The sequence below is a fragment of the Pseudomonas sp. Ost2 genome (genome assembly GCF_018326065.1).
Taxonomy (GTDB): domain Bacteria; phylum Pseudomonadota; class Gammaproteobacteria; order Pseudomonadales; family Pseudomonadaceae; genus Aquipseudomonas; species Aquipseudomonas gingeri.
Genome location: NZ_AP021904.1, coordinates 4,060,116 through 4,086,826, shown reverse-complemented (window position 1 = coordinate 4,086,826; position 26,711 = coordinate 4,060,116). Strand labels below are relative to the sequence as shown.

The 26,711-nt window shown below is 65.9% G+C and carries 25 protein-coding genes; 19 read left to right on the top strand and 6 right to left on the bottom strand.

Annotated features, from left to right (window positions below):
* Positions 1–111: 111 nt before the first annotated feature.
* Together KI243_RS17860 and gspH are read right to left on the bottom strand one after the other, a co-directional pair.
* Positions 112–720, bottom strand: coding sequence for a prepilin-type N-terminal cleavage/methylation domain-containing protein (locus tag KI243_RS17860; RefSeq protein ID WP_017126009.1), 609 nt, complete (start codon positions 718–720; stop codon positions 112–114).
* Entirely contained in the window at positions 717–1,172 is a 456-nt protein-coding gene (gene gspH / locus KI243_RS17855) for a type II secretion system minor pseudopilin GspH (RefSeq protein ID WP_177083039.1), read from the bottom strand. The genes KI243_RS17860 and gspH overlap by 4 nt, the downstream gene beginning before the upstream one ends.
* Before the next feature lie 128 nt (positions 1,173–1,300).
* Between gspH and KI243_RS17850 the strand changes: the two genes are divergently transcribed.
* Positions 1,301–1,732, top strand: coding sequence for a hypothetical protein (locus tag KI243_RS17850; protein ID WP_017126007.1), 432 nt, complete (start codon positions 1,301–1,303; stop codon positions 1,730–1,732).
* On the opposite strand, the gene gspI is transcribed toward KI243_RS17850, so the two are convergent.
* Positions 1,692–2,117: a type II secretion system minor pseudopilin GspI gene (gspI, locus tag KI243_RS17845; RefSeq protein WP_212809571.1), complete on the bottom strand. Its 426-nt coding sequence runs from the start codon at positions 2,115–2,117 to the stop codon at positions 1,692–1,694. The genes KI243_RS17850 and gspI overlap by 41 nt on opposite strands.
* 369 nt (positions 2,118–2,486) lie before the next feature.
* Between gspI and gspG the strand changes: the two genes are divergently transcribed.
* From gspG to gspF, 7 genes are all read left to right on the top strand, one after another.
* Entirely contained in the window at positions 2,487–2,936 is a 450-nt protein-coding gene (gene gspG, locus KI243_RS17840) for a type II secretion system major pseudopilin GspG (protein ID WP_212809568.1), read from the top strand.
* Between the two features lie 8 nt (positions 2,937–2,944).
* A complete protein-coding gene (gene gspK, locus KI243_RS17835; protein ID WP_177106866.1) occupies positions 2,945–3,931 on the top strand; it encodes a type II secretion system minor pseudopilin GspK in 987 nt (328 codons plus the stop codon).
* Entirely contained in the window at positions 3,928–5,088 is a 1,161-nt protein-coding gene (gene gspL, locus KI243_RS17830; protein WP_017126003.1) for a type II secretion system protein GspL, read from the top strand. Before gspK ends, gspL begins: the two co-directional genes overlap by 4 nt.
* Positions 5,081–5,623: a type II secretion system protein GspM gene (gspM, locus tag KI243_RS17825; protein WP_177106864.1), complete on the top strand. Its 543-nt coding sequence runs from the start codon at positions 5,081–5,083 to the stop codon at positions 5,621–5,623. Before gspL ends, gspM begins: the two co-directional genes overlap by 8 nt.
* A complete protein-coding gene (gene gspD / locus KI243_RS17820) occupies positions 5,620–8,025 on the top strand; it encodes a type II secretion system secretin GspD (protein WP_212809565.1) in 2,406 nt (801 codons plus the stop codon). The genes gspM and gspD overlap by 4 nt, the downstream gene beginning before the upstream one ends.
* A 112-nt stretch (positions 8,026–8,137) precedes the next feature.
* Positions 8,138–9,544, top strand: coding sequence for a type II secretion system ATPase GspE (gspE, locus tag KI243_RS17815; protein WP_177118032.1), 1,407 nt, complete (start codon positions 8,138–8,140; stop codon positions 9,542–9,544).
* Positions 9,544–10,755: a type II secretion system inner membrane protein GspF gene (gspF, locus tag KI243_RS17810; RefSeq protein WP_103032685.1), complete on the top strand. Its 1,212-nt coding sequence runs from the start codon at positions 9,544–9,546 to the stop codon at positions 10,753–10,755. Before gspE ends, gspF begins: the two co-directional genes overlap by 1 nt.
* Before the next feature lie 219 nt (positions 10,756–10,974).
* Here the strand turns inward: gspF and KI243_RS17805 are convergent, their stop codons facing one another.
* On the bottom strand, positions 10,975–14,067 hold the full coding sequence (locus tag KI243_RS17805; RefSeq protein WP_017125998.1) for an efflux RND transporter permease subunit: 3,093 nt from the start codon (positions 14,065–14,067) through the stop codon (positions 10,975–10,977).
* Positions 14,068–14,069: 2 nt separating this feature from the next.
* A complete protein-coding gene (locus KI243_RS17800) occupies positions 14,070–15,227 on the bottom strand; it encodes an efflux RND transporter periplasmic adaptor subunit (RefSeq protein ID WP_017125997.1) in 1,158 nt (385 codons plus the stop codon).
* Between the two features lie 155 nt (positions 15,228–15,382).
* Between KI243_RS17800 and KI243_RS17795 the strand changes: the two genes are divergently transcribed.
* Positions 15,383–16,084 carry a response regulator transcription factor gene (locus KI243_RS17795; RefSeq protein ID WP_177063752.1) on the top strand — a complete coding sequence of 234 codons (702 nt, stop codon included), beginning with the start codon at positions 15,383–15,385 and terminating at the stop codon, positions 16,082–16,084.
* 4 nt (positions 16,085–16,088) lie between these two features.
* A complete protein-coding gene (locus KI243_RS17790; RefSeq protein ID WP_017125995.1) occupies positions 16,089–17,387 on the top strand; it encodes an ATP-binding protein in 1,299 nt (432 codons plus the stop codon).
* 321 nt (positions 17,388–17,708) lie between these two features.
* On the opposite strand, the gene KI243_RS17785 is transcribed toward KI243_RS17790, so the two are convergent.
* Positions 17,709–18,566, bottom strand: a complete 858-nt coding sequence (locus KI243_RS17785) for a LysR substrate-binding domain-containing protein (protein WP_017125994.1) — start codon at positions 18,564–18,566, stop codon at positions 17,709–17,711.
* Between the two features lie 242 nt (positions 18,567–18,808).
* Between KI243_RS17785 and KI243_RS17780 the strand changes: the two genes are divergently transcribed.
* The 9 genes from KI243_RS17780 (at position 18,809) to KI243_RS17740 (ending at position 26,707) form a co-directional block, all read left to right on the top strand.
* Positions 18,809–19,642: a transporter substrate-binding domain-containing protein gene (locus KI243_RS17780; protein ID WP_017125993.1), complete on the top strand. Its 834-nt coding sequence runs from the start codon at positions 18,809–18,811 to the stop codon at positions 19,640–19,642.
* A 138-nt stretch (positions 19,643–19,780) separates the two neighbouring features.
* On the top strand, positions 19,781–20,602 hold the full coding sequence (locus KI243_RS17775) for a transporter substrate-binding domain-containing protein (RefSeq protein ID WP_017125991.1): 822 nt from the start codon (positions 19,781–19,783) through the stop codon (positions 20,600–20,602).
* Positions 20,599–22,008 (top strand): FAD-binding oxidoreductase, encoded by a 1,410-nt coding sequence (locus tag KI243_RS17770; RefSeq protein WP_103032686.1) that lies wholly within the window; start codon positions 20,599–20,601, stop codon positions 22,006–22,008. Before KI243_RS17775 ends, KI243_RS17770 begins: the two co-directional genes overlap by 4 nt.
* Positions 22,005–23,219 carry an aminotransferase class I/II-fold pyridoxal phosphate-dependent enzyme gene (locus KI243_RS17765; RefSeq protein ID WP_017125988.1) on the top strand — a complete coding sequence of 405 codons (1,215 nt, stop codon included), beginning with the start codon at positions 22,005–22,007 and terminating at the stop codon, positions 23,217–23,219. Before KI243_RS17770 ends, KI243_RS17765 begins: the two co-directional genes overlap by 4 nt.
* The gene (locus KI243_RS17760) at positions 23,219–23,941 is read left to right on the top strand and encodes an amino acid ABC transporter permease (RefSeq protein WP_017125987.1); all 723 of its coding nucleotides are present in this window, start codon (positions 23,219–23,221) and stop codon (positions 23,939–23,941) included. The genes KI243_RS17765 and KI243_RS17760 overlap by 1 nt, the downstream gene beginning before the upstream one ends.
* A complete protein-coding gene (locus tag KI243_RS17755; protein WP_017125986.1) occupies positions 23,931–24,620 on the top strand; it encodes an amino acid ABC transporter permease in 690 nt (229 codons plus the stop codon). Before KI243_RS17760 ends, KI243_RS17755 begins: the two co-directional genes overlap by 11 nt.
* Positions 24,607–25,428: an amino acid ABC transporter ATP-binding protein gene (locus KI243_RS17750; RefSeq protein WP_017125985.1), complete on the top strand. Its 822-nt coding sequence runs from the start codon at positions 24,607–24,609 to the stop codon at positions 25,426–25,428. Before KI243_RS17755 ends, KI243_RS17750 begins: the two co-directional genes overlap by 14 nt.
* A gap of 29 nt (positions 25,429–25,457) precedes the next feature.
* Positions 25,458–26,054, top strand: coding sequence for a cysteine dioxygenase (locus KI243_RS17745; protein WP_177083015.1), 597 nt, complete (start codon positions 25,458–25,460; stop codon positions 26,052–26,054).
* On the top strand, positions 26,051–26,707 hold the full coding sequence (locus KI243_RS17740) for a glutathione binding-like protein (RefSeq protein WP_017125983.1): 657 nt from the start codon (positions 26,051–26,053) through the stop codon (positions 26,705–26,707). Before KI243_RS17745 ends, KI243_RS17740 begins: the two co-directional genes overlap by 4 nt.
* Positions 26,708–26,711: the final 4 nt, after the last annotated feature.

The window sequence follows — 26,711 nt, the reverse complement described above, 5'->3', positions numbered from 1 at the left end:
CTCCCATTGCGGGGGCTCGCGCCCCTGAAAATCCCTGATTCACCCGTGTTCCCTTGTGGGAGCGGGCTTGCCCGCGAAAGGGCTCTCAAGGTTTGCCACCCATTCCCGAGTTTACTCCAGCGGCCCCAGCACCTGCCGATAGCGCTCCAGCCCTTGCGGTGTATTGCGCACCAGGCTGATCTCCAGTCCCGTCGGGTTGTCCTGCTGAGTGCCGGTCAGTCGCCGCCAGCCCTTGCCGGGCTGCCATACCCGCAGTTCCATCGACGTCACCTGCTCCAGTACCGCCACGCCGTCCTTGGGCGCCGGCAACGGGAAGCGCGTACGGGCAGGCGCCACCGCTCGATACAGCGTGCCGCCTTGCAACCACCAGCGCACCCGCTGCAGGCTGCCGTCCTGTTCCGCGGCCGTGCGAATCAGGTCGAGGCGAAAGCCCTTGCCCTCCGGGCTGCGTACCGTCAGGGCTGCGGGTGCCTGCGACGGTGGCGGCTCCTTGTCGGCAATCGGCGGTTCCACCAGTTCGATACCGGCACGCAAGGCCACGTCACGCTCCAGTTGGCCCAGCGCCGCCAGCAGTTGACGGGTCTGTCCGGCGCTGGCCTTGAGGTGTTCGTCGGCGCGATTGACGCTGTCCAGGCCACGCCAGGCAATGATGCTGACCACCGCCATGAGCATGATCGCGATCATCACTTCGATCAGGGTAAAGCCGGCCTGGCGCTTCATTGCACGCGAATCTCGCCATTGGCAGCGCGCACCACGCCGATGCTGTGCTGGCCGTCGGAAAGCGAGACGCGTAGCGGTGGTGCGATCCATTCGGCGTCCAGCACCAGGCTCTTGCCACGGTCGAGTTGCACCTGCATCGGTGTGCTTTGCCAGCGGGTCGGGCGCAGTTGCGGGTCGCCGTTGAATTGTTCGAGGCCGCCCTGGATATCCGCGCGACTGAAGCGATAGCCCCTGGCGTCGCTCAGCCAGCGGATCGGCCGACCATCGGCGCGGGCTTCGGCCTGGGCCACCTGCAGGGCCTGGGCCAGGCGCTCGGCGTCCTTGCGCAGCAATTGCAGCGGATCGGGCTTGATGCTCAGGCTGATGGCCGCGCTGGCGATGCCGATGATCACCAGCACGACCATCAGTTCGATCAGGGTAAAACCCGCCTGGGCAGGGTATGGGGCATCCATTCGACAAGGCTCCTTGAGTCTCCTTGCATGCTGCGCGGCAAAGATGATGGGCGTGTGAAATAAAAACGTGAGAATTGCCTGTTAGGCTGAAAAGGTTTCGGATCACCCACGGAAAAGGAGCCTCGACGATGCAATGGACCCCGCGTTTTTCCCAGCCCCAGATTGTCCAATCGGTGGGCCTGCTCGCGGCCCTGGCGGGCGCGGTGGTCTGGACGACGCTGCTGCTGACCCCGGCCGTGTCCCAGGTGCCCGAGGGCCAGTCGCCGGGCGCGGTCGCGCGCAGTGACAATCCGGCGCTGCAGTGGTTTTCCAATCAGCCGGCGCAGCTCGATATCAAGGTTTCCGGAGTGATGGCCGGCGTGCGCGGCGCGGTGGCGATTCTCAGCCTGAACGACGGTCCGCCCCGCAGCTTTCTGGCCGGCGAGCGCCTGGGGCAGGGGGTGAAGCTGCTGGCAATCGAGGGCGACGGCATTCTGATCGAGCGTGGCACGGAAAAACTGCACCTGACCGTGACCCGTCTCAGCGAGGCGCCGTTCCTGCCGAAACTGACCCGACCCTGAGGTCCGACACCGCCGGCGGCGGACTCAACAGGGTCTCCAGCCGCGCCAGCGGCGGCGCCTCGTGGCGTCGATCGAGCACCAGGACCTCGACCCTGAACAGCCGCGGACCGTCCCCCGGCCCGATGGTCTGGTCGCAGCGCAGGGCCATGCGGCCCTGATCGCATTCAAAGGATTTGCGCCCAAGGGGCAGGCGGCCCTCCAGGCGTAGCTCGGCCAGGCGACTCTGTGCCGCCAGCAGGGCCATGGAACGGTCGCGCAACAGGCCGTTGCTCTGGGTCATCAGACCGGCCACGCGGATCGCCGCGGCCATCGCCACGGCAATGATTGCCAGGGCCACTAGCACTTCGATCAGGGTAAAGCCGCGTTGGCGGGAAGGGCGTTGCATGGGCGTCTCGGAACGGGAAACCGAGGCAGGAGCCTATCGCGCTTGTTTGACCGCTTGCTGACCAAAGCTCCCGAGCTTTTTCTCCCGGGGCTGTCTGCGGGCGTAGGTCGTGCTGCGCTGAGTGGATCTGCATGGGAATGGTGGCCTGTGTGGGAGCGGAGCTTGCCCACGAAGAAAGCGATATGGAGAACCTGGGGCACCGCGTTGCCCCATTCGCGGGCAAGCCCGCTCCCACAGATCCAGAGGCCCACAGACCCACCTGGCCCGGTACAGAAACCAAGGCCCTGTTCACCCGAGGATTTTCAATACCAGTGACATATCTTCTTGCAACAATCCGCCGCGAATCGAATCAAGCCAAGGATTGTCGAGATGGATATCGCGCGCATCAATTCCCGTTCCAGCACTCGTCGGGCACAGCAGGGATTCACGCTGATCGAGATCATGGTGGTGGTGGTGATCCTCGGGATTCTCGCCGCCATGGTTGTACCCAAGGTCCTCGATCGTCCCGACCAGGCCCGGGCCACCGCGGCCAGGCAGGACATCGGCGGATTGATGCAGGCGCTCAAGCTCTATCGCCTCGATCACGGCGGCTATCCGAGCCAGAATCAGGGCTTGAAGATCCTCGCCGATCGTCCGGCGAACGCCAAGGACAGCAACTGGCGTTCCTACCTGGAGCGCCTGCCCAACGATCCGTGGGGGCGTCCTTACCAGTACCTCAATCCCGGCGCCAATGGCGAAGTCGACGTGTTTTCCCTGGGTGCCGACGGCAAGCCGGACGGTGACGGGGTCAATGCCGATATCGGCTCCTGGCAACTGTAGCGCCAGCCATGAACGCCTATTCGCTGACAGCGGCGAAGCAACAGGGCATGGCGATCATCAGCGCCTTGCTGATCGCCGCCGTGGTGGCGGTGATCGCCGGCGGCATGCTCACCCGCGAGACGGTCTTTACCCGTGGCCTGGAGGCCGAGCAACTGCGGGTCCAGGGCTCCTGGCAGTTGCGCGGCGGCCTTGAGCTCAGTCGCCAATTGTTGTGGGAAGCCCGCCAGCGCGATCCGTTGACCCATCTGGCGCAAGCCTGGGCCCAACCCTTCGTCGCCTCGCCATCGGGCGAGCGTGGCAGCCAGTTCGACGGCCGCCTGGAGGACGAGCAGGGCAAGTTCAACCTGCGCAACCTGGTGCAGGACGAGCGGGTCGACGCCGAACAGATGCAGGGCTTTGCCCGCCTGTGCGAGTTGCTCGGCGTCAAGGCGGCGGTGGGCCAGCGTATCGCCCAGCGGGTGATCGCCTCCTATCCACGGGTGTCGGACCCCGACCGCGTGCCGGCGACGACCGTGCGCGGCAGTTTCGACAGCGGCCGGCTGACCTCGCCCGGAGCCGCCCTCAAGCCACTGCCGGCGACCCGGCCGATGCTGCGCAGCCTGCAGGACCTCAGGAGCGTCGAGGGTGTGGATGAGCAGACCCTGGCCTTGCTCGCGCCCCATGTGACCATTCTGCCGGCCAACACCTGGGTCAACGGCAATACCGCGACCGCCGAGGTGCTGGCGTCCCAGGTCCCGGGACTGTCACCGCAACGTGCCCGTGGCCTGATCAACGAGCGCGATGCGGGGCAGTGGTTCATCAACCGCGGCGACTTCGTCAATCGCCTGCGCATGCCGCAACTGATCGTCACCGATATCAAGGTCGGGATCACCAGCGACTGGTTCCTGCTCACCGGGCAATCGCGTGGCGAGCGGCGTCGCGTCAGCCTGGCGGCGCTGTTGCACCGCAGCCAGGAGCAGATGCCCCAGGTGATCTGGTCGCGGGTGGGCGTATGACGTTGCTCCGCGTGGCGCTGTCGCCCTTGGACAGCCTGGGCCTCGACAGTCCGCTGGCCTTTGCCCGGCTGGATCGCCAGGGCCAGGTCGAAGCAACCGGCGAGGCCAGCCTGGCGCACCTGGCCCAGGCGCATAAAGGCCTGGCCGTGGAGTGTTACCTGCATCCACGGGACAGCCTGCTGGCCAGTCTCGAACTGCCGGTCCTGGCGCCGGCGAAGGTTCGCGCGGCGGTCGACTGTGCTGCCCAGGCGTTGATCCTCGGCGGCTGCGAGTCGATGCATATCGTCCATGGCCCACGGGACACCGAGGGCCAGGTCCAGATCGCCTGGCTGCAACGCGCTGCGCTGGAACGCTTCGGCGCGTTGTTGCGACAGGCCGGGATCAAGCTGCGCGGCCTGTATCCGGCCGCCGGTTGCCTGCCGGTGATTGCCGGCGAGCCGGTGGTGGAGGCCCTGGATGAACACCTGCTGATCCGCCTGGGCACCGACCGGGCCGAGGTGCATCCGGATATCGATCAGGCGCTGGCGCAACTGCTCGGACGGGGCGAGGTGCTGCACTGGCTGGGCGAGCCGCCGCTGAGCCATGCCCTGGTCCAGGCATTGCCCGCCAATCGGCGCTGGAGCGGCCCGACACCGACCTGGGGCTTGCACGGCGCGTTGCGTCAGCCGGGAGCCGAAGGCGGTCACTGGGGCCGGGCGCTGGCCTGCTGTGCGCTGGCCGTGGTGGTCTGGGCGGTGGGCCTGAACCTCTATGCGGCGCGGCAGGTCGAGCAGGGCCAGCAGCTCAAGTCGTGGATGGTGCAGCGGGTCAAGCAGGCCTTTCCGGCGCTGCCGATGGTGCTCAATCCCCTGCAGCAGGCCCGTCAGCAACTGACCCAGCGGCAGACGGCCGGTGACGGCGACAGCGATTTCTCCCGACTGGTCCAGCAGGCCGGCCTGGCCATGCCGTTCATGGTCGGTGGCGTGCAAAGCCTGGTGTTCGACAACGGTGAACTGCACCTCAATACCCTGCCGGACATGCGCAAGCCGGGCAACGGCGGTACCTGGCAGGCCACGCTGGTCCAGGCTGGCGTGCTGTCCACGCCGGCGCCCGAAGGCTGGACCCTCAGGGTCCAGGCCGAACCGATACAACCGGTGGCGGAGGCGGAAAATGAATAACCCCTGGTTGAACCGGTACCGGGCCCGCTGGCAGGTCCTGGCAAGTCAGGCACAGGCGTACTGGAGCGGCCTGGCGTTGCGGGAAAAACGCCTGGTCAGCGGCATGGCCCTCGGTGTCTCGGCGCTGTTCGTCTGGTTGGTACTGATCCAGCCGCCGCTGAAGAAAATCGATTTCTGGGCGCTGGAAACTCCCAGGCTGCGCACCCAGGCCCAGACCCTCGACAGCTTGCTGCAAGGCCTCGCGATGCCGGGCGTCGACGGTGTCGAGCCGGGCCTGCGCGCCAGCCTCGAAGCCAGCGGGCTGGCCGGGCATTACCAATTGCAGGGCAGTGCCGAAGGCTGGCTGCTGACCTTTGACGACGCCCCGGCCGATGCGCTGGTGGGCTGGCTGCTGGGCAACCCCCGTTCTTTCACCCTGGAAGTGGTCGAGGCCCGTCTGCAACGCACGGGTACGACCGAACCCGATGGCTCGGCCGGCCGATTGTCCGGAACCGTTCGCATGGATCAGGCGCGTGGCGCTAAGGAAGCTTCATGAAGTGGTCAGGTTCTTTGTATGGGTTGCGTTGCCGGCAAGCGGCGGCCCCGTGGTTGCTGCTGGCGTTGACGGCGTGCAGCAGCGGCACGACACCGCAGGCTCCGCTGCTGGTGGAAAGCGAGCTGGGCCGGCCACTGGGCTCGACGGTCAAGAGCGGCGACGCCGTGGCGGATCGGCAGCGGGTCCAGGCCCAGGTCGAACAGCAACGGCGCGTGCAACATCCGCTGAACACCACGGGGAAAGGCAAGGGTGCTGCCGGTAAAAGCCTGCCGGCGAGCAATCCCCTGGGTGACCAGCCCGTGCAACTGAATTTTGTCGACGCCGATATCCAGGCGGTGGTCCGCGCCTTGTCGCGCTCCACCGGCCGGCAGTTCCTGGTCGATCCGCGGGTCAAGGGCAACCTGACCCTGGTTTCCGAGGGCGAAGTGCCGGCCCACCGGGCCTATGACATGTTGCTGGCGGCCTTGCGCATGCAGGGTTTCAGCGTGGTCGATGTCGGCGGTGTCAGCCAGGTGGTGCCGGAAGCGGACGCCAAGCTGCTCGGCGGACCGATCTACAGTGCCGATCGCCCGGCGGAAAACGGCATGCTGACCCGCACCTTCCGCCTGCAATACGAGAATGCGGTCAACCTGATCCCGGTGCTGCGGCCGATCGTTTCGCCGAACAACCCGATCAATGCCTATCCGGGCAACAACACCGTGGTCATCACCGACTATGCGGAGAACCTGCAACGGGTGGCGAGCCTGATCGCCAGCATCGATACGCCGAGCGCCATCGACACCGACGTGGTGACCATCCAGAACGGCATCGCCAGCGATATCGCCAGCATGGTCGCCGAGCTGCTGGAGAACCCGGGCAACGACCCGACCCAGAAGATCAGCGTGCTCGGCGATCCGCGCTCCAACTCGATCATCATCCGCGCCAGCAGCCCGGAGCGTACGCAACTGGCGCGGGAGTTGATCTACAAGCTCGACAATGCCCAGAGCAATCCGAGCAACCTGCATGTGGTGTACCTGCGCAACGCCCAGGCCGGCAAGCTGGCCCAGGCCCTGCGCGGCCTGCTCACCGGTGAAAGCGACAGCGGCGAAGGGCAGGGCGACCCGACCCGGGCGATGCTCAGTGGTGGCGGGAGCAACAGCAGCAGTCAGAACAACCAGAACAGCAGCCAGGCCAATGGCAGCACCCAGGGCAGCACCGCCACCAGCGGCAGCAGCGGCTCGGTCTACGGCCAGGGCGCCCGCTCCGGCGCCAGCCAGGCCGGTGGCGCGGCCGCGTCCGGCGAGCAGAACGTGGCGTTTTCCGCCGGTGGTGTGACCATCCAGGCCGATGCCACCACCAACACCTTGCTGATCTCCGCACCGGAGCCGTTGTACCGCAACCTGCGCGAGGTCATCGACCTGCTCGACCAGCGTCGCGCCCAGGTGGTGATCGAAAGCCTGATCGTCGAAGTCAGCGAAGACGACGCCAATGAGTTCGGCGTGCAATGGCAGAGCGGCAACCTCGGTGGCAACGGTGTGATCGGTGGCGTCAACCTCGGCGGCACCGGGCTGGTCACCACCGCCAAGAACAGCATCGATGCCTTGCCCCAGGGCCTGAGTGTCGGCGTGGTCCGCGGCGCCGTGGACATTCCCGGGATCGGCCGGGTGATGGACCTCAAGGTGCTGGCCAAGGCCCTGAAAAGCAAGGGCGGCTCCAATGTGCTGTCAACGCCGAACCTGCTGACCCTGGACAACGAAGTAGCGAGCATCTTCGTCGGCCAGACCATTCCCTTTGTCAGCGGCCAGTACGTGACCAACGGCAGCAACTCGAGCAACAACCCATTCCAGACCATCCAGCGCGAGGAAGTCGGTCTCAAGCTCAATGTCCGGCCGCAGATCTCCGAGGGCGGCACGGTCAAGCTGGACATCTACCAGGAAGTCAGCAGCGTCGATGATCGCGCCACCGCGACGGCCGCCGGCACCGTGACCAACAAGCGCGCGATCGACACCAGCATCCTGCTCGACGACGGGCAGATCATGGTCCTCGGCGGCCTGTTGCAGGACGGCTACACCCAGAGCAACGACGGCGTGCCGTTCCTGTCGGACATCCCCGGCATCGGCGCGCTGTTTCGCCACGAACGACGTACCACCAACAAGACCAACCTGATGGTGTTCCTGCGGCCCTACATCATTCGCGATGGTGCAGCGGGGCGGGCGATCACCTTGAATCGCTACGACTTTATCCGCCGCGCCCAGGGCAGCCTGCAGCCGGGTCGCAACTGGGCCATGCCGGACATGCAGGCGCCGCAGTTGCCGAATGCCGCCGAGGCGATCCCCGGTTCGCAGCCGTCGCCCGTGCCGCAGACGCCACGGGCGCCGATCCGCGCGGTGCCGGTGTTGCTCAATGACAGGTCGCAGCCATGAAACCCTGTGGGAGCGGGCTTGCCCGCGAACGGGACCTCGAGGACGCCAGAAGCTTCGCGGGCAAGCCCGCTCCCACAGGTAGGGCGCAAGCGGCGCGAAGGGAGTGTTCACCATGAGCGCGTTGCCGTATGCCTGGGCCAAGGCGCAGCGGGTGGTGTTGTGCGACGGTGTGCTGAGTGCCTGTCCCTCGACACCGGGCTGGGCCATCAGCGAGGTGCGCCGCCAGTTCGGTCCGGCGCGCCTGGAGCGGGTGCGCGACGAAGAACTCGATGGCCTGCTCGCCAGCGCCTACGCCGATACCGGCAGCGCGGCGGCGGTGGTCGGCGCGGCGGAAAACGAGGTGGACCTCGACCGGCTGATGCAGGACATTCCGGAAATCACCGACCTGCTGGACACCCAGGACGGCGCGCCGGTGATCCGCATGATCAATGCCTTGCTGACCCAGGCGGCACGGGACGAGGCCAGCGACATCCATATCGAGCCGTTCGAGACCCATTCGGTGGTGCGCTACCGGGTCGACGGCACGCTGCGCGACGTGGTGTCGCCACGCAAGGCGCTGCATGGCGCGCTGGTGTCGCGGATCAAGATCATGGCGCAGTTGGACATCGCCGAAAAACGCCTGCCCCAGGACGGTCGGATTGCCCTGCGGGTGGCCGGGCGTCCGATCGATATTCGCGTCTCCACCGTGCCCACCGGGCATGGCGAGCGGGTGGTGATGCGGCTGCTGGACAAGCAGGCCGGGCGCCTGCAACTGGAAACCCTGGGCATGGACCCCGACGTGCTGGCCCGGCTCGATCACCTGATCCGCCAGCCCCACGGCATCGTCCTGGTCACCGGTCCCACGGGCAGCGGCAAGACCACCAGCCTCTATGCCGCGCTGGCCCGGCTCGACGCCAGTACCAGCAATATCCTCACCGTCGAGGATCCGGTGGAATACGACCTGCCGGGCATCAGCCAGATCCAGGTCAACGCCAAGATCGACATGACCTTTGCCCTGGCCCTGCGGGCGATCCTGCGCCAGGACCCTGACATCATCATGATCGGCGAGATCCGCGACCTGGAAACCGCGCAGATCGCCGTGCAGGCCTCGCTCACCGGTCACCTGGTGCTGGCGACGCTGCACACCAATGACGCGGTGTCGGCGGTCAACCGCCTGATCGACATGGGCGTGGAGCCGTTCCTGCTGGCGTCGTCGATGCTCGGGGTACTGGCCCAGCGGCTGGTGCGACGGCTGTGCCAGCACTGTCGCGAGGAGGACCCGGCCACGCCGGGCACCTGGCGTCCGGTGGGCTGCAGCGCCTGCAATCACACCGGCTACAGCGGCCGTACCGGCATCCACGAACTGTTCTGCATCGACGATGACGTCCGCACCCTGATCCACCAGGGAGCCGGGGAACAGGCCCTGCGCCTGGCCGCTCGCGCGGCCGGCATGCTGAGCATGCGCGAGGACGGTGAACGCTGGGTGCGCAGCGGTGCCACGGCGCCGGAAGAAATCCTTCGCGTGACACGGGACGCCTGATGAATCGCTATCGCTTCGAAGCCGCCGACGCTCTCGGCAAGATCGAATCCGGCCATCTGGAGGCGGACAGCCAGAGTGCGGCGATGGGCGTGCTGCGCAGTCGCGGCCTGACCGCCTTGTCGGTCAAGGCCGACGGGGGCGAGAGTGGCGGGGCGGGCGGCGGTCTGTTCAGCGCCAAGCTGTCGGACAACGACCTGGCCTGGGCCACCCGCCAGCTGGCGAGCCTGCTGGGTGCCAGCCTGCCACTGGAGGCGGCGCTGAGCGCCACGGTGGAACAGGCCGAACGCAAGCATATCGCCCAGACCCTGAGCGCGGTGCGCGCCGATGTCCGGGGCGGCATGCGCCTGGCCGAAGCCCTGGCCAAGCGCCCCAGGGACTTTCCGGAGATCTACCGGGCGCTGATAGCCGCGGGCGAGGAGTCCGGCGACCTGGCCCAGGTCATGGAGCGACTGGCCGACTACATCGAGGAACGCAACAACCTGCGGGGCAAGATCCTCACCGCCTTTATCTATCCGGGCGTGGTCGGGCTGGTGTCGGTGGCCATCGTGATCTTCCTGCTCAGCTATGTGGTGCCGCAGGTGGTCAGCGCGTTTTCCCAGGCGCGCCAGGATCTGCCGGGGCTGACCCTGGTGATGCTCAACGCCAGTGACTTCATCCGCGCCTGGGGCTGGCTCTGTTTCAGCGTCATGGCCGGTGGTTTCTGGGGTTGGCGCCTGTACCTGCGCAAACCCGCGGCACGTCTGGGCTGGCACAGCCGGATCCTGCGCCTGCCGCTGATCGGGCGTTTTGTGCTGGGACTCAATACCGCCCGGTTCGCCTCGACCCTGGCGATTCTCGGCGGTGCCGGGGTGCCGTTGCTGCGGGCATTGGAAGCGGCGCGGCAGACGGTGTCGAACGATCGCCTGAGCCTGAGTGTGAGCGAGGCCACGGCGCGGGTCAGGGAAGGGGTGAACCTGGCAGCGGCGCTGAAGGTCGAGAAGGTCTTTCCGCCGGTATTGATCCACCTGATTGCCAGTGGCGAGAAAACCGGTTCGTTGCCGCCGATGCTGGAACGCGCGGCACAGACCCTGTCACGGGACATCGAGCGGCGGGCCATGGGCATGACCGCGCTGCTCGAACCGCTGATGATCGTGGTGATGGGCGGGGTGGTGCTGGTGATCGTGATGGCGGTATTGCTGCCGATCATCGAGATCAACCAGCTGGTGCAATAGCCGAGACAGGAGTGTTGCCTGTGCCGGCCTCTTCGCTGGCAAGCCAGCTCCCACAAGTGTCCGAGTCGAAGACAAATGAGGTGCACGACCCGATTTCCTGTGAGAGCTGGCTTGTGCCAGCTCCCATAAGTGCCCGAGTCGGACACAAACAATGGGCACGACCCGATTCCCTGTGGGAGCTGGCTTGCCAGCGAAGGGGCCCTCGGGATCACTCCCTGATCAAGGCTCCTTGCACTTGACCAGCTTCATCACCACCACAAAGAACACCGGCACGAACACCACGGCCAGGGTCGCGCTGATCATCCCGCCGATCACCCCGGTACCGATGGCCTGCTGGCTCGCCGAGCTGGCCCCGGTGGCGATCGCCAGGGGCACCACGCCGAGAATGAACGCCAGCGAGGTCATGATGATCGGCCGCAAGCGCAGCCGCGCGGCCTGTACCGTCGCGTCCAGCAGGTCATGGCCTTCGTCGTACAGGCTCTTGGCGAACTCGATGATCAGGATCGCATTCTTCGCCGACAGACCGATGATAGTGATCAAGCCGACCTTGAAGAACACATCGTTGGGCATCCCGCGCAAGGTCACCGCCAGCACCGCGCCGAGCACGCCCAGCGGCACCACCAGCAGCACCGAGGTCGGAATCGACCAGCTCTCGTACAGCGCCGCCAGGCAGAGGAACACCACCAGCAGCGACAGGCCGAGCAGGATCGGTGCCTGGGAGCCGGACAAGCGCTCCTGCAACGACAGCCCGGTCCATTCCAGGCCCAGGCCCGCCGGCAGTTGCGTCACCAGGCGCTGCATTTCCTCCATGGCCTGGCCGGTGCTGTAGCCGGGCGCCGACTCGCCGGAAATGGCAATCGCCGGGTAGCCGTTGTAGCGGGTCAACTGCGCCGGGCCCTGGGTCCAGCGGGCTTCGACAAAGGCCGACAGCGGGACCATCTTGCCGTTGCTGTTGCGCACATGGATCTTCAGCAGGTCCGCGACCTGAGCGCGCTGGTCGCCCTCGGCCTGGATCACCACCCGTTGCATGCGTCCCTGGTTGGGGAAGTCGTTGATATACGACGAACCCACCGCGGTGGAGAGGATATTGCCGATATCGGCAAACGACACGCCCAGGGCGTTGGCCTGCTTGCGGTCGACTTCCAGCTGCACCTGCGGCGCCTCGGCCAGGGCGCTTTCGCGGACATTGGCCAGTACCTTGCTCTTTGCCGCCGCCGCCAGCAGCTCGGTACGGGCCTGCATCAAGGCTTCGTGGCCGACGCCGCCACGGTCCTGCAGGCGGAACTCGAATCCGCTGGAGGTGCCCAGGCCATCCACCGGTGGCGGCAGGATGGCGTAGGCCACCGCATCCTTGAGGTCGCCGAAGGCGATATTCGCCCGTTCGGCGATGGCCGCCGCCGAGTCCTGGGCACTGCGCTGCGACCAGTCCTTGAGCGTGGTGAAGGCCAGCGCGGCGTTCTGGCCGCTGCCGGAGAAGCTGAAACCGAGGATCATCGTGGTATCGCCGACACCGGGCTCCGTGGCGTTATTGGCCTCGATCTGTTCCACCACCTTGACCGTGCGGTTCTTGCTCGCCCCAGGCGGCAGCTGGATATCGGTGATGGTGTAGCCCTGGTCTTCCACCGGCAGGAACGAGGCCGGCAGGCGGCTGAACAGCAGGCCGAGGACCACCACCAGCACGCCGTAGAGCAGCAGGTAGCGGCCGCTGCGTTTCAGGGCCTGGACCACCCAGCGTTCGTAGCCGGCGCTCATCTGTTCGAAGCGGCGGTTGAACCAGCCGAAGAAGCCGCCCTTGGCATGGTGTTCGCCCTTGGCGATCGGCTTGAGCAGGGTGGCGCACAGGGCGGGCGTCAGGGTCAGGGCGAGGAACGCCGAGAACAGGATCGAGGTCGCCATGGACAACGAGAACTGCTGGTAGATCACGCCCACCGAGCCCTGCATGAACGCCATGGGAATGAACACCGCCACCAGCACCAGGGTGATGCCGATGATCGCGCCGCTGATCTGGCCCATGGCCTTGCGCGTCGCTTCCTTCGGCGACAGGCCTTCATTGACCATGATCCGCTCGACGTTCTCCACCACCACGATGGCGTCGTCCACCAGGATACCGATGGCCAGCACCATGCCGAACATGGTCAGCACGTTGATCGAGAACCCCAGGGCCAGCATGGTGGCAAAGGTCCCCATCAGCGCCACCGGCACCACCAGCGTCGGAATCAGCGTGTAGCGGATGTTCTGCAGGAACAGGAACATCACCGCGAACACCAGCAGCATCGCTTCGCCGAGGGTGTAGACCACCTTGGTGATCGAGACCTTGACGAACGGCGAGGTGTCGTAGGGGATCTTGTATTCCACGTTCGCCGGGAAGTAGCGCGACAGCTCATCCATCTTCGCCCGTACCAGCGTCGCGGTCTTCAGGGCATTGGCGCCGGGGGCCAGTTGCACGCTGAAGGCGGTCGACGGCTTGCCGTTCAGGCGCGTCGAGTACTGGTATTCCTGACTGCCGACCTCGACCCGGGCGACATCGCCGATACGTACGCTGGAGCCGTCCGGATTGGCCCGCAGGACAATGTCGGCGAATTCCTGGGGCGTCGACAGCTGGCCCTTGACCAGCACCGCCGCGGTGATTTCCTGGGTCGACGGTCCCGGCAGGTCGCCGATGCTGCCGGCCGAGACCTGGGCGTTCTGCGCGGCCACGGCGGCGCTGACATCGGCGGCGGTGAGGTTGAAACCCACCAGCTTCTGCGGATCGATCCAGATCCGCAGGGCGCGCTCGGCACCGTACAGCTGAGCCTTGCCGACACCGTCGAGGCGCTTGATCTCGTTCATCACGTTGCGCGCCAGGTAGTCGCTGAGCGCGGTGTCGTCGTACTGGCCGTCATTGGAGGTGAGGGTCGCCAGCAGCAGGAAGCCGGCGGAGACCTTCTCCACCTGCAGGCCTTGCTGGGTGACGGCGGCGGGCAGGCGTGGCTCCACCGCCTTGAGGCGGTTCTGCACGTCGACCTGGGCCATCTCCGGGTTGGTCCCGGGCTGGAAGGTCGCGGTGATGGTGGCGCTGCCCAGGCTGCTCTGGGATTCGAAATACAGCAGGTGGTCGGCACCGTTGAGTTCCTGCTCGATCAGGCTGACCACGCTTTCGTCGAGGGTCTGTGCCGAGGCGCCGGGATACACCGCGTAGATTTCCACCTTGGGCGGGGCGACGTTGGGGTACTGCGCCACCGGCAATTGCGGGATGGCGAGGACACCGGCGAGGAGAATAAACAGCGCGACCACCCAGGCGAAGATCGGGCGGTCGATAAAGAAGTGCGGCATGCTCACTGTCCTTTGGACTGGGCAAGGGAAACAGGGCTGTCATCGACCTGCACCAGCTCGCCGGGACGGGCGTGCTGCAGGCCTTCGACGACGATGCGGTCGCCGGGCTTGAGGCCGTCGTTGACGATCCAGCGGTCGTTCTGCACCGCGCCGAGGCTGACCGGGTGCTGGCTCACGCGCTGTTCGGCGTCCACCAGCAGCACCTGGGGAATCCCCGCGCTGTCGCGCAGGATCGCCCGTTGCGGCACGCTGATGCCTTCGCGGTTGAAGGCCTGCTCGACCTTGACCCGCACGAAGCTGCCCGGCAGCAGGTCGAGGTCCGGGTTGGGGAACTCGCTGCGCAGGATGATCTGCCCGGTGCTCGGGTCGACGCTGATATCGGTGAACAGCAGCTTGCCCGGCAGCGGGTAGGCGCTGCCGTCGTCCTGGATCAGCGTGGCCTTGGCCTGGTTCTGCCCGACCTGTTGCAACTGGCCGGCGCGGAAGGCCCGGCGCAGGTCGTTCAACTCGCGGGTGGACTGGGTCAGGTCGGCGTGGATCGGGTTCAGTTGCTGAATCAGGGCCAGGGCGGTGGTTTCGTTCTGGCCGACCAGCGCACCCTCGGTGACCAGCGCCCGGCCGATGCGCCCGGAGATCGGCGCGATGACGGTGGCGTAGCCCAGGTTGAGCTTCGCCCGCTGTACCGCGGCCTGGTTGGCGGCGACATCGGCGGCGCTCTGGCGCGCGGCGGCCTGGGCGTTGTCGTAGTCCTGGCGGCTGATGGCGTTGCTGTCCACCAGTTCGCGGTAGCGCTGGTGCTGCAGTTTCGCCTGGAACGCATTGGCCTCGGCTTTCTGCAGGCTGGCGACGGCGCTGTCGAGGTCGGCCTTGAACGGTGCCGGATCGATCAGGAACAGCACATCGCCCTGCTTGACGTCGCTGCCTTCGTGGAACAGGCGCTTGAGCACCACGCCGGCGACCCGCGCGCGGACTTCGGCGATCCGTGGCGCGGCAATGCGCCCGCTCAGTTCGCTGCTGATCGACAGGGCTTGGGTCCGGATGGTCTCGATCCGGACCTTGGGCGCGGGCGGGGCCTCGGGCGGACCCGCGGACTTGTCACAGGCGCTCAACGCCAGGGCCAGGGCCGACAGGCAGAGCGGGGCAAACAGCTTCTTCAACATAATCGAGTCCCAGTAATGACCCGGGCATGCTAAGGGTGGCTGTCAAGCGGTGCTGTGAAGCTATGTAGGTCGTTGGTGAAAAAGTGTGAAGCTTGTGCTCGCGCACGCGAAAGGGCGTATATCCTTCACGGTTTTCCACCTACCTGTAGTTATTTATGCCGACGATTCTCCTGGTCGAAGACGACACCGCACTTTCCGAACTGATCGCCAGCTACCTGGAGCGCAACGGCTATCAGGTCAATGTGCTGGCCCGTGGCGACCAGGTGCGCGAGCGGGCCCGGCAGAATCCGCCGGACCTGGTGATCCTCGACCTGATGCTGCCGGGCCTCGACGGTTTGCAGGTGTGCCGCCTGTTGCGGGCCGATTCGGCGACGCTGCCGATCCTCATGCTCACCGCCCGTGACGACAGCCACGACCAGGTGCTGGGCCTGGAAATGGGCGCCGACGACTACGTGACCAAGCCCTGCGAGCCGCGGGTGCTGCTGGCCCGGGTGCGGACCCTGTTGCGCCGCAGCAGCCTCAGCGAGCCGCAGGTGGCCAGCGACCAGATCCTGATGGGCAACCTGTGCATCGACCTGTCCGAGCGCACCGTGACCTGGCGCGAGCAGCCGGTGGAACTGTCCAGCGGCGAATACAACCTGCTGGTGGTGCTGGCCCGGCATGCCGGCGAGGTGCTCAGCCGCGACCAGATCCTGCAGCGCCTGCGCGGCATCGAGTTCAACGGCACCGACCGCTCGGTGGACGTGGCGATCTCCAAGCTGCGGCGCAAGTTCGACGACCATGCCGGCGAGGCGCGCAAGATCAAGACCGTGTGGGGCAAGGGCTACCTGTTCAGCCGTTCCGAGTGGGAATGCTGAGTCGATGCTGAAGATTCTGATCCGCCTCTACCTGGTGACCATCGTGACCTTCAGCGCGGCGATCTACCTGGTGCCCGACCTGGTGATCGGGCTCTTTCGCGAGCGCTTCATGAGCTACAACATCGACCAGTCCCGGGGCATGCAGGGGCTGTTGGTCAAGCAGTTCCACGAGGTGCCCAACGGCCAGTGGCCGGCCCTGGCGATCGAGCTGGACAAGCGTTTCGCGCCGCTGCGGGTGGCGCTGATCCGTATCGACGACATCAGCTTCAGCGAGCCCGAGCAGAAGCGCCTGCGCCGCGGCGAGAACGTGATCCGCCTGGGCGACTGGGGAGCGCCGAACCTGGTGGCCTCGCCGCTGGACGGGCAACTGGCGGTGGAACTGGTGGTGCCGCCCGATCCGCTGGACGTGAACCTGTTGTACTGGAGCATGAACGTGCTGATCGGCGCGGCGTTGCTGGCCTGCCTGCTGTTCTGGCTGCGCCCGCACTGGCGCGACCTGGAACGCCTCAAGCAGACCGCCCGGCGCATCGGCCAGGGCCAGTTGAGCGAACGCACGCATATTTCGCCGCGCTCCAATATCGGCGAGCTGGCGTCGGTCTTCGACACCATGGCCGGCGATATCGAATGCCTGCTCAACCAGCAGCGCGACCTGCTCAATGCCGTCTCCCATGAACTGCGCACGCCCCTGACCCGGCTGGATTTCGGCCTGGCCCTGGCGCTGTCGGATGACTTGCCGCAGCCTTCGCGCGAGCGCCTGCAAGGGCTGGTGGGACATATCCGCGAACTGGACGAGCTGGTGCTGGAACTGCTGTCCTACAGTCGGCTGCAGAACCCGGGGCGGGCGCCGGAGCGGGTGATGGTGTCGCTCGACGAGTTTGTCGACAGCATCCTCGGCAGTTTCGACGAAGAACTGGAGGCTCCGGACATCGTTATCGATGTGCTGATGCACGGCTCCCTGGAACGCTTTTCCCTCGATCCGCGACTGACCGCGCGGGCCGTGCAGAACCTGTTGCGCAATGCCACCCGGTATTGCGAGCGGCGGATCCAGATCGGTATCCGCGCCAATGCCGAAGGCTGCGAACTGTGGGTCGACGACGATGGCATCGGCATTCCCGAGCAGGAGCGCGAGCGGGTCTTCGAGCCGTTCTACCGCCTGGATCGCAGCCGTGACCGTTCCACCGGCGGCTTTGGCCTGGGGTTGGCCATCAGCCGCCGGGCGGCCGAGGCCCAGGGCGGGACCCTGACCGCCGAACCCTCGCCGCTGGGCGGCGCGCGTTTCCGCCTCTGGTTGCCGGCGGTCTGAAGTCGTTGGCAACCTCAAGCCCGCCTTCGGGGGCAAGCCCCCTCCCACAAGGTTGAGTGGCTACATGGAAGGGAGGCAGTCTCCTGCCACAAGGTTGAGTGGCTATGTGGAAGGGAGACAGTCTCCTGCCACAAGGTTGAGTGGCTATGTGGAAGGGAGGCAGTCTCCTGCCACAAGGTTGAGTGGCTATGTGGAAGGGAGGCAGTCTCCTGCCACAAGGTTGAGTAGCCATGTGGAAGAAGCCCCCTCCCAAAAGGTTGATCGGATACTGTGGGAGGGGGCTTGCCCCCGAAGAGGCCCTGGAGGGCGGCATCCATCTTCCTAGAGCCCCTGGCTGGCGCGGATCAGGTCATAGGCCCGGCGCACCAGCGGATTGACCGTGTTGGGCCGGATCCACAGGTGATAGGTGACGTCCGGCAGCCGCGGCAGGCCGTCATTCTCCCCCAGCACGCGCATATCCGGGCCCAGCAGCTCCATGCTGCGGGGCGTCACTCCGAGGCCGGCACGAATCGCCGCCTTGATGCCGATCAGGTTTGACGCCAGGTACGCCTGGCGCCAGGCGATGCCCTCCCGCTCCAGCGCCTCCATGGCATAACGCCGATAGATGCTCGGTTCCTCCACCAGGATCAACGGCAGCGGCTCGCTGGGCACATGGATGTACTGTGCCGAACAGATCCACCACACCGGCGAGGTGCGCAGGGCAAAGCCTTGCAGGCGCGAGTCCTCGCGGGTGGAGATGACCATGTCGATCTTGCCCCGGTGCAGGTCGTCCATCAGGTAGGGGCTGCGTCCCACATCGATTTCCAGGCGCAGCCGTGGCGCCGAGCGGGCGATGTGGCTGAGGATCGGCGGCAGGATGGTGTCGGCGATATCGTGGGGCGAGCCGATGCGCAGCACGCCGCTCAGGTGGCTTTCGTGCAGCGAGTTCAGGGCTTCATCGTTCAGCGAGAGCATCTGCCGGGCATGGCGCAGCAGTTGCCGGCCGGGCTCGGTGAGCTGTTTCTGCCGGCCCTGTTTCTGGAACAGACTGACCCCGACCTGATGTTCCAGGCGTTGCATCTGCTGGGTCACCGACGATTGGGTACGGGCCAGGTGCTGGCCGGCTTCGGCAAAACTGTGATGGTCAACCACCGCGACGAAGGTGCGCAGCAGTTCCAGGTCCAGGGTCGGGGAGGGCATGGCGGCTCGAATTCATATCAAGGGCGATCCTCAATAGATTACGGATTCTTATGTATTTGGCGAGAGGAAATTACAGGTGGCTTGAAAAGTCCCAGTAAACAGGGGTTATGCCGTTTTTCTCAAAAGCTAATAACCAGAAAGTTATAACAATATTAGATATTTGCATTTCCGTTCCGGTGGAGCGCTCCCTAGCATGCGGGCAAAGAGGTCGGGAGACGCCGATCGCCACCGAGGGGATATTCATGCAGTTCACGCGCACATCGATCCAACGTTTCCTACCCGCCGTGCTCGGAACGGTGCTCGCCTTGGGCGCGGCCGGTGCCGCCCAGGCCGATGCCACCCTCGACAAGATCCAGCAGCGGCACAAGCTGGTGGTCGGCGTGCTGCTGTCCGGCGGGCCGTTCGGTTCCATCGACCCTGCAACCCAGGACCCCAAGGGCCTCAACGTCGACCTGGCCAATGCCCTGGGCAAGGACCTCGATGTGGCGGTGGAGCTGGTCGCGGTATTGCCGGCCAACCGGGTGCAATTCCTGCAACAGGGCAAGGTCGACCTGCTGATCGCCAATATGGAGTGGACCGCCGAGCGCGACACCCTGCTGGGGCATGTGCCGACGCCGTTCTACAAGGTCGGTGGCACCGCGGCAGTGCCGAAGGACAGCAAGATCACCCGCTGGGAAGACCTCAAGGGCCAGCCGGTGTGCACCTCCCAGGGCAGCAGCTACGTCAAGCCGCTGAGCGAACTGGGTGCCGACCTCAAGGCCTTCAAGAGTTCGTCGGAATCCCTGCTGGCGCTGCGTGGCAACAACTGCGTGGCGGCGGTCCATGACGCGACGCTGATCAATCCGTTGCTCGCCGGCAACCCGGAGTGGAAGGACTACCGTGCCCTGACGCCGGAACTCAACCCGGCGCCGTCGGTGATCTGGACCCGTCTCGGCGAAACCGACACCCAGAAGCGCCTCGATAGCGTGGTCCAGGGATGGCATCGCAGTGGCTGGCTGATCGAGGCCGAGAGCCGCAATCACATCACCCCGGCATCGCCTGCGCTGGTTGAATTGCATAACCAGTTCAAGGGCTGACCCTTACCTCACTTCGATCGTTCCCACGCGCAGCAACGGCGCGCAGCCCCTGAGGCCCGGCGTCACAACAAGGACGCAGAGCGTCCAGTGAGGCATTCCCACGCAGAGCGTGGGAACGATCATCAAGGAATATTCCACATGTTCAGATACCTCCCCGTCGCCCTGGCCCTCCTGACCGGCCTGGCCCACGCCGATGCCACCCTGGACAAGATCCAGCAGCGCCACAAGATCAGTGTCGGCGTGATCCTCAGTGGTCCGCCGTTCGGCACCATCGACCCGGCCACCGGTGCCCACCAGGGCTATAACGTCGAACTCGCCAAGGGCCTCGCCGAACGCCTCGGCGTCGAGCTGGAAACCGTCTCGGTGCTGGCGCCCAACCGCGTGCAGTTCCTGCAGCAGGGCAAGGTCGATGTGCTGATCGCCAATATGCAGTTGACCGAAGAACGCGCCGAGATCCTCGACTACGTGCCGACCCCCTACGAGGAAGTCGGCGGCGCCGCGCTGATCCGCAAGGGCGCCGGTATCAGCCGTTGGGAAGACCTCAAGGGCAAGCCGGTCTGCGTTTCCCAGGGCAGCAACTTCATCAAGCCGCTGCAGGAAACCTATGGCGCGCAGATCAAGGCCTTCCGCAGCCAGTCCGAATCGCTGCTGTCGCTGCGCGGCAACGGCTGCGTGGCGGCTGTGCACGTCAGCCCGACCATGCACAGCCTGCTCGACGAAGCGGAGTGGAGCGGCTATGAGATCCCCTTGCCCGACGACCTGATCCCGTCGCCGTCGGTGATCTGGGTGCGCAAGGGCGAGAAGGACACCCAGGCCCGTCTCGACGCCATCGTGCGTGACTGGCACCGCAGCGGCTGGCTGATCGAGCTGGGCAAGCGTACCGGCATGCCGCCGTCCCAGGCCCTGCTCAAGCTGCATGAGCAATACCGTGGCGCAGCACCCCTGGCGGCCGCGCAATGAGTGCTTTGTTCACGCAGTTGCAGCAATTGCTGGGCGCCGCCCATGTCCATGAGGGTGCCGACGCGGCCGCTTGGCTGAGCGACAAGCACCGGGTCTACCACGGCAAGGTGGTCGCCGTGGTGCATCCGGCCAGCACCGAGGAAGTCGCCGCGCTGGTCCGCGTCTGTGCCCACCATGGCGCGCCGCTGGTGGTGCAGGGCGGCAATACCGGCCTGATGGGCGCGGCCACCCCGGATGACAGCGGTCGCAGCGTGCTGGTACGGCTGGACCGGATGAACCGCATCCGCCAGATCGACACCGACAATGACACCTTCACCGTCGAGGCCGGCTGCATCCTGCAGAACCTGCAGGACGCCGCGCGCCAGGCCGGACGCCTGTTTCCCCTGAGCCTGGGGGCCGAGGGCAGTTGCACCATCGGCGGCAACCTCGGCACCAATGCCGGCGGCACCGGCGTGTTGCGTTATGGCAATACCCGCGAGCTGACCCTCGGCCTGGAAGTAGTCACCGCCGACGGTGAAATCTGGAACGGCCTGCGCGGCTTGCGCAAGGACAATACCGGCTACGATCTGCGCGACCTGTTCGTCGGCAGCGAAGGCACCCTGGGCATCATCACCGCCGCGACCCTCAAGCTGTTTCCCCTGCCCAGGGCCCAGAGCACAGCGTTGCTGGCATTCGATTCGCTGGAGCAGGCGGTCGGTTTCCTGTCCCATGCCCGAGGCGGGTTCGGCGCCGACCTGACGGCTTTCGAACTGATGTCCGCGGCTTGCCTGGTATTGCTGCGCGAGCAGTTCCCGGACGGCCCGCAGCCGTTTGCCGGGGCCGCACAGCCCTGGTACGCCTTGCTTGAACTCTCCGACAACCACAGCGCCGAACATGCCCGCGAGTCGTTCGAACGGGTGCTGGGCGAAGCGTTCGAGGCGGGCCTGCTGGCCAATGCGCTGATCGCCGAAAGCCTCGCCCAGAGCGACGCGCTGTGGCAGCTGCGGGAGAACATGAGCGAAGCCCAGGCCCGCGAAGGGCGCAACATGAAGCACGATATTTCGCTGCCGATCTCGCGGATCGCCGAGTTTGTCAGCCGCACCGATGTCTTGCTGCAAGAACACTTCCCCGGCGTGCGCAACCTGACCTTCGGCCACCTGGGCGACGGCAACCTGCACTACAACGTCGCGGCGCCCATCGGCCAGTCGGTCGAGGCGCACATGGCCAACTATGGCGCCTTGAGCGCCCTGGTCCATCGCAATACCCACGCCTTCGGCGGTTCCATCAGCGCCGAGCACGGCATCGGCCAGCGCAAGCGCGCGTTGCTTGCCGAGGTCAAGAGCCCGGTGGAGCTGGACCTGATGCGCCGGATCAAACAGGCCCTCGATCCTCGCGGGCTGCTCAACCCAGGCAAGGTGCTGCCATGACCGTTCAACTTTCCCGGCGGGTGCAGAAAGTCTCGCTGTCGGCCAATGCCGCCGCCAAGTCCCAGGCCACTGCACTGCGCGAGGCCGGACGGGACATTCTCGACCTGACCACCGGCGAGCCGGATTTCGACACCCCTGAACACATCAAGCAGGCGGCCTACGCGGCCATCGCCGGCGGCGCCACCAAATACACCGCCACCCCGGGCGTGCGGGCCCTGCGCGAAGCGGTGCAACGCAAGCTCAAGGGCGAAAACCGGCTGGACTATCCGTTGTCCGGCATCGTCATCGCCAATGGCGCGAAACAGATCATCTTCAATGCCTTCGCCGCGACCCTTGACGAAGGCGACGAGGTGCTGGTGCCGGTGCCGTACTGGCCGTCGTTTCCCGACAGTGTGCGGATCAACGGCGGCGAGCCGGTGTTCGTGCAGTCGGGCCTGGAGCAGGGCTGCAAGCTGCAACCGGCGCAACTGGAGGCGCTGATCGGCGAGCGCACCCGCTGGCTGATCCTCAACAGTCCGGGCAACCCCAGTGGCGCGGTGTACAGCGCGGCCGAGCTGCTGGCCCTGGCCGAGGTGCTGCGTCGCCATCCCAAGGTGCTGGTACTGCTGGACGAGCTCTACGAACATATCCGCTTCGACGGCCAGTCGCCGCTCAACCTGCTGAATGTCGCGCCGGACCTGCAGGAGCGCTGCCTGCTGGTGGGCGGGGTATCCAAGACCTACGCCATGACCGGCTGGCGCATCGGCTTCGGTGCCGGTCCGCAGGTGCTGACCAGTGCCATGGCGGTCGTGCAGTCGCAGTCGGCGTCCGGAGCCTCGTCGGTCAGCCAGGCCGCGGCCCTGGCCGCCTATGAAGGTGGCCTGGCGTTTCTGCAACCGCAGGTGGCGGCCTATCGCGAGCGTCGCGACCTGCTGTTGGCGGCGCTGAAGGACGTTAACGGCCTGGAAGTGCTGACCCCCGAGGGCGGTTTCTTTGTCTTTGTCCGCTGTGCCGGGCTGATCGGTCGGCGGCGTCCGGACGGGCGCCTGATCGGCAGCGACAATGACCTGGTGGATTACCTGCTGGAAGAGGGCGTGGCCGGTGTCGCGGGTAGCGCCTATGGTTTGTCGCCATGGTTCCGCCTGTCGATCGCCACCGCCACCGACAGTGTCCGCGAGGCCGGCCGGCGTATCGCCGCGGCCTGTGCCAGGCTGGTCGAGGACCACGGCTGATGGAAAGCTTTGTGCAATGGGCGGCGCACCTGGGCCTCAACTACCGGTTCCTGCTGGATGCCTATCAGCGTGGCAGCCTGGTCGACGGCGCCTGGACCACCATCCTCCTGTGCCTGCTGACCATTGTCGGCAGCCTCCTGGCGGGACTGGCCCTGGCGGCGATGCTCACCAGCGGCAACAACTGGCTGGCGCGCCCGGCGCGGGTGTTTGTCGAAGTGACCCGCAACACGCCGACGCTGGTACAGCTGTACTGTGCGTTCCTGGTGCTGAACATGCTGCTGACCCAGGCCGTCGGCGCGGCCAACCCGCTGACGCCGTTCGCCTGGGTGGTGATCGTGATTTCCCTGCACAAGGGCGCGTTTCACGCCGAAGCGCTGCGGGCCGGGATCGAGGCGGTACCGGCGGTGACCCTGGAGGCCGCCAGTTCCCTGGCCTTCAGCAGCCGCCAGTTGCTGTGGAACGTGCAACTGCCGCTGGCCTTGCGCTTTGCCTTGCCGTCCCTGGTCAACAACCTGATCGACCTGGTGAAGATGACTGCCGTGGCCTCGGCCATCGCCGTCGGTGATATCACCTACGCCTCGATCATGATCTGGACCCAGAGCGACAACGTGCTGGAGCTGATGATCCTGATCCTGAGCTTCTTCGGCCTGCTGAGTTTTATCGTCAACTGTGTCGGCCGCTATCTCGAAGCGCGCCTGAGGATGCCCGGCTATGGCCATTGAATTGCCGGTTATCGAATCGCTGCTGCGCTGGTCCCCGGCGTTGGCGGTGGGCTTTGGCCAGAATATCCTGATCAGCCTGCTGGCGATCGCCATCGGCTCGCTCCTGGGCCTGCTGATCGGCGCCCTGGGCCTGTCGCCACTGCGCCTGTTGCGCTTGCCGGCGCGGCTGTGGGTGCAGGTGTTCCGCAACGCGCCGTGGCTGGTACTGATCTACTTCACCACTTATGTATTCCCGTTCGAAATCCATGTCGGCAGCCACTACCTGCCGTTTCCCGACTGGCTGAAAGTCACCATCGGCCTGGCCTTGCCGGCCAGTGCCAACGTCGCCGAGATCTTTCGCGGGGCGATCGGCTCGATTCCCGCCACCCAGTGGGAAGCCGCGCGTTCCCTGGCCTTCAGTCGCGGCCAGCTGTTTCGCTCGATCATCCTGCCGCAGTGCTTCAAGCGCATGCTGCCACCGTGGATGAACCTCTATGCGGTGATCACCATGGGCACCGCCCTGGCGTCGCTGGTGGGCGTGCATGACCTGATCGACACCGCGCAGATCGCCAGCAACACCGTCAACCGCACCGGATTCACCGTCCTGATCTACTTCAGCGTACTGGCGTTGTTCTTCGCCTATTGCTACCCGATTTCCCGTCTGACCCAACGCCTGGAGCGACGTTATGCCTTCTACTGAAACGCTCGTCAGCCTGCGCGACCTGCACCTGTCGTTCGGTGCCAACCCGGTGCTCAAGGGCATCGACCTGGATGTCCAGCGCGGCCAGGCGGTATCGATCATCGGCCCGTCCGGCTCGGGCAAGTCGACCATCCTGCGGTGCATCACCGGGTTGCTCAAGCCCCAGCGCGGCAGCATCCGTGTCGGCAGCACCGAGGTGCACCAGTTGCAGCGCGAGGCCGAACTGATCGAGCTGCGCAAGCGGGTCGGCTTCGTGTTCCAGCAATACAACCTGTTCCCGCACCTGTCGGTCCTGGAAAACCTGCTGATCGCTCCGTGCAAGGTGCTCGGGCGCAGCCGCGCGGACGCCGAGCAGCAAGCCCGGCAGCTGCTGGCCAAGGTGCGCATGGAGCACAAGGCCGAGGCCTTTCCCGGCCAGCTGTCCGGCGGCCAGCAGCAACGGGTGGCGATTGCCCGGGCGCTGGCGATGCGTCCGGAACTGATCCTGTTCGACGAAGTGACCTCGGCCCTCGATCCGGAAACCGTCGGCGAAGTGCTGACAGTGATTCGCGAACTGACCGAGGAGGGCATGACCTGCGTACTGGTGACCCACGAAATGCGTTTCGCCGAGGACATCAGCGACGTGGTGTATTTCACCGAGAACGGCCGGATCGTCGAGTCCGGCAGTGCCTACCAGATTTTCCAGGAGCCGCAGAGCGAACGCACCCGCGAGTTCCTCCGGCATGCCCTGGGCGACGCCAACCGCCGCCCGGTGCAGGCCGACCCGTTCCGGCTGAGCAATATCAGTCCCTTTAGCCTGTCCATCTGACCGTGATTCACCTGATAAGGAGCCTGCCCATGAGCACCACCGAACGCGCCAACGTGATCGAATCTTTCCTGGTGAAGATCCGCGCCATCCATCAGCGCGGCGTCGATCGCGCGGCCCTGGAGCACATCGTCGCCTTGCTGGAAGAGCTGGCCGAGCGCCGCGACCTGTTCAACTTCGAGTATTTTCCGGCACCTGTGGCGGGCGAGGGCAACACCGCCTTCCGCTACCGCCTGAACGATGACGGCGAGACCCCGACCCTGTACCTCAACTCGTTGCTGCCGGGCAAGAACACCATCGCCCACAACCACGAGACCTGGGCGGTGATCAGCGCCATCGAAGGCCAGGAACTGAACCGCGTGTACACCCGCAGCGACGATGGCTCCGACCCGAAGCGCGCGGTACTGGCGCTCGAACGTGAAGTGGTGGTGCAGCCCGGCACCTCGATCGCCTTCCTCGGCGAAGACCTGCACAGCATCCGCGTCGATGGCGAACAGGCCACCTTGCACTTCCACCTCTACGGTCGTCCGCTGGAGTCCCTCGAAGGCCGCTACGGCGTGCAGGACGATGGCACCGTCCTGAACTACAACAAGTCGCAGATGGCGCCTTCGATCAAGGCCTACGCATGATCGACTTCCACTACTGGCCGACGGCCAATGGCTTGAAGGTCGGCATCCTGCTTGAGGAACTGGGGCTGGAGTATCGCCTGCAGGCGGTGAATATCCGCACCGGGCAGCAGCGTGACGCGGCTTTCCAGCAGATCAGCGCCAATGGCCGGATCCCGGCGATTGTCGACCATGCCCCGAACACCGGCAGCGAACCGCTGAGCCTGTTCGAATCCGGGGCTATCCTCACTTACCTGGCGGACAAGAGCGGGCGCTTCGTGCCGGCGGCCGGCAGTGTCGAGCGCCAGCGGGTGCAGGAGTGGCTGTTCTGGCAGGTCGGGCATATCACGCCGTACCTGAGCCAGTGGCAACTGTTCCGGGAAAAGGCCCCCGAGCCGATTCCCTTTGCCCTCGACCTGTTGCAGGGCGAGGCCACCCGTTTGTATGAGGTGCTGGAGCGGCGTCTGTCCCAACGGACGTTCGTGGCCGGTGACTACAGCATCGCCGACATGGCGATCTTTCCGTGGATCCAGCCGCAACGCCAGGGTTTCGACTTGCTCGACTACCCGGCGATCAGTGCCTGGCGCGAGCGGATCAAGGCCCGTCCGGCCGTGCAGCGGGCCTATGCCCGCGGCCGCGAGCTGGCACCGGCTGAACGTTCACTGGTGCTGGAATGACTTC

Excerpts from the sequence above, each read along its gene's own strand:
- KI243_RS17860 (WP_017126009.1), bottom strand. The coding sequence starts at position 720 with ATGAAGCGCCAGGCCGGCTTTACCCTGATCGAAGTGATGATCGCGATC.
- gspH (WP_177083039.1), bottom strand. The coding sequence starts at position 1,172 with ATGGATGCCCCATACCCTGCCCAGGCGGGTTTTACCCTGATCGAACTG.
- KI243_RS17850 (WP_017126007.1), top strand. The coding sequence starts at position 1,301 with ATGCAATGGACCCCGCGTTTTTCCCAGCCCCAGATTGTCCAATCGGTG.
- gspI (WP_212809571.1), bottom strand. The coding sequence starts at position 2,117 with ATGCAACGCCCTTCCCGCCAACGCGGCTTTACCCTGATCGAAGTGCTA.
- gspG (WP_212809568.1), top strand. The coding sequence starts at position 2,487 with ATGGATATCGCGCGCATCAATTCCCGTTCCAGCACTCGTCGGGCACAG.
- gspK (WP_177106866.1), top strand. The coding sequence starts at position 2,945 with ATGAACGCCTATTCGCTGACAGCGGCGAAGCAACAGGGCATGGCGATC.
- gspL (WP_017126003.1), top strand. The coding sequence starts at position 3,928 with ATGACGTTGCTCCGCGTGGCGCTGTCGCCCTTGGACAGCCTGGGCCTC.
- gspM (WP_177106864.1), top strand. The coding sequence starts at position 5,081 with ATGAATAACCCCTGGTTGAACCGGTACCGGGCCCGCTGGCAGGTCCTG.
- gspD (WP_212809565.1), top strand. The coding sequence starts at position 5,620 with ATGAAGTGGTCAGGTTCTTTGTATGGGTTGCGTTGCCGGCAAGCGGCG.
- gspE (WP_177118032.1), top strand. The coding sequence starts at position 8,138 with ATGAGCGCGTTGCCGTATGCCTGGGCCAAGGCGCAGCGGGTGGTGTTG.
- gspF (WP_103032685.1), top strand. The coding sequence starts at position 9,544 with ATGAATCGCTATCGCTTCGAAGCCGCCGACGCTCTCGGCAAGATCGAA.
- KI243_RS17805 (WP_017125998.1), bottom strand. The coding sequence starts at position 14,067 with ATGCCGCACTTCTTTATCGACCGCCCGATCTTCGCCTGGGTGGTCGCG.
- KI243_RS17800 (WP_017125997.1), bottom strand. The coding sequence starts at position 15,227 with ATGTTGAAGAAGCTGTTTGCCCCGCTCTGCCTGTCGGCCCTGGCCCTG.
- KI243_RS17795 (WP_177063752.1), top strand. The coding sequence starts at position 15,383 with ATGCCGACGATTCTCCTGGTCGAAGACGACACCGCACTTTCCGAACTG.
- KI243_RS17790 (WP_017125995.1), top strand. The coding sequence starts at position 16,089 with ATGCTGAAGATTCTGATCCGCCTCTACCTGGTGACCATCGTGACCTTC.
- KI243_RS17785 (WP_017125994.1), bottom strand. The coding sequence starts at position 18,566 with ATGCCCTCCCCGACCCTGGACCTGGAACTGCTGCGCACCTTCGTCGCG.
- KI243_RS17780 (WP_017125993.1), top strand. The coding sequence starts at position 18,809 with ATGCAGTTCACGCGCACATCGATCCAACGTTTCCTACCCGCCGTGCTC.
- KI243_RS17775 (WP_017125991.1), top strand. The coding sequence starts at position 19,781 with ATGTTCAGATACCTCCCCGTCGCCCTGGCCCTCCTGACCGGCCTGGCC.
- KI243_RS17770 (WP_103032686.1), top strand. The coding sequence starts at position 20,599 with ATGAGTGCTTTGTTCACGCAGTTGCAGCAATTGCTGGGCGCCGCCCAT.
- KI243_RS17765 (WP_017125988.1), top strand. The coding sequence starts at position 22,005 with ATGACCGTTCAACTTTCCCGGCGGGTGCAGAAAGTCTCGCTGTCGGCC.
- KI243_RS17760 (WP_017125987.1), top strand. The coding sequence starts at position 23,219 with ATGGAAAGCTTTGTGCAATGGGCGGCGCACCTGGGCCTCAACTACCGG.
- KI243_RS17755 (WP_017125986.1), top strand. The coding sequence starts at position 23,931 with ATGGCCATTGAATTGCCGGTTATCGAATCGCTGCTGCGCTGGTCCCCG.
- KI243_RS17750 (WP_017125985.1), top strand. The coding sequence starts at position 24,607 with ATGCCTTCTACTGAAACGCTCGTCAGCCTGCGCGACCTGCACCTGTCG.
- KI243_RS17745 (WP_177083015.1), top strand. The coding sequence starts at position 25,458 with ATGAGCACCACCGAACGCGCCAACGTGATCGAATCTTTCCTGGTGAAG.
- KI243_RS17740 (WP_017125983.1), top strand. The coding sequence starts at position 26,051 with ATGATCGACTTCCACTACTGGCCGACGGCCAATGGCTTGAAGGTCGGC.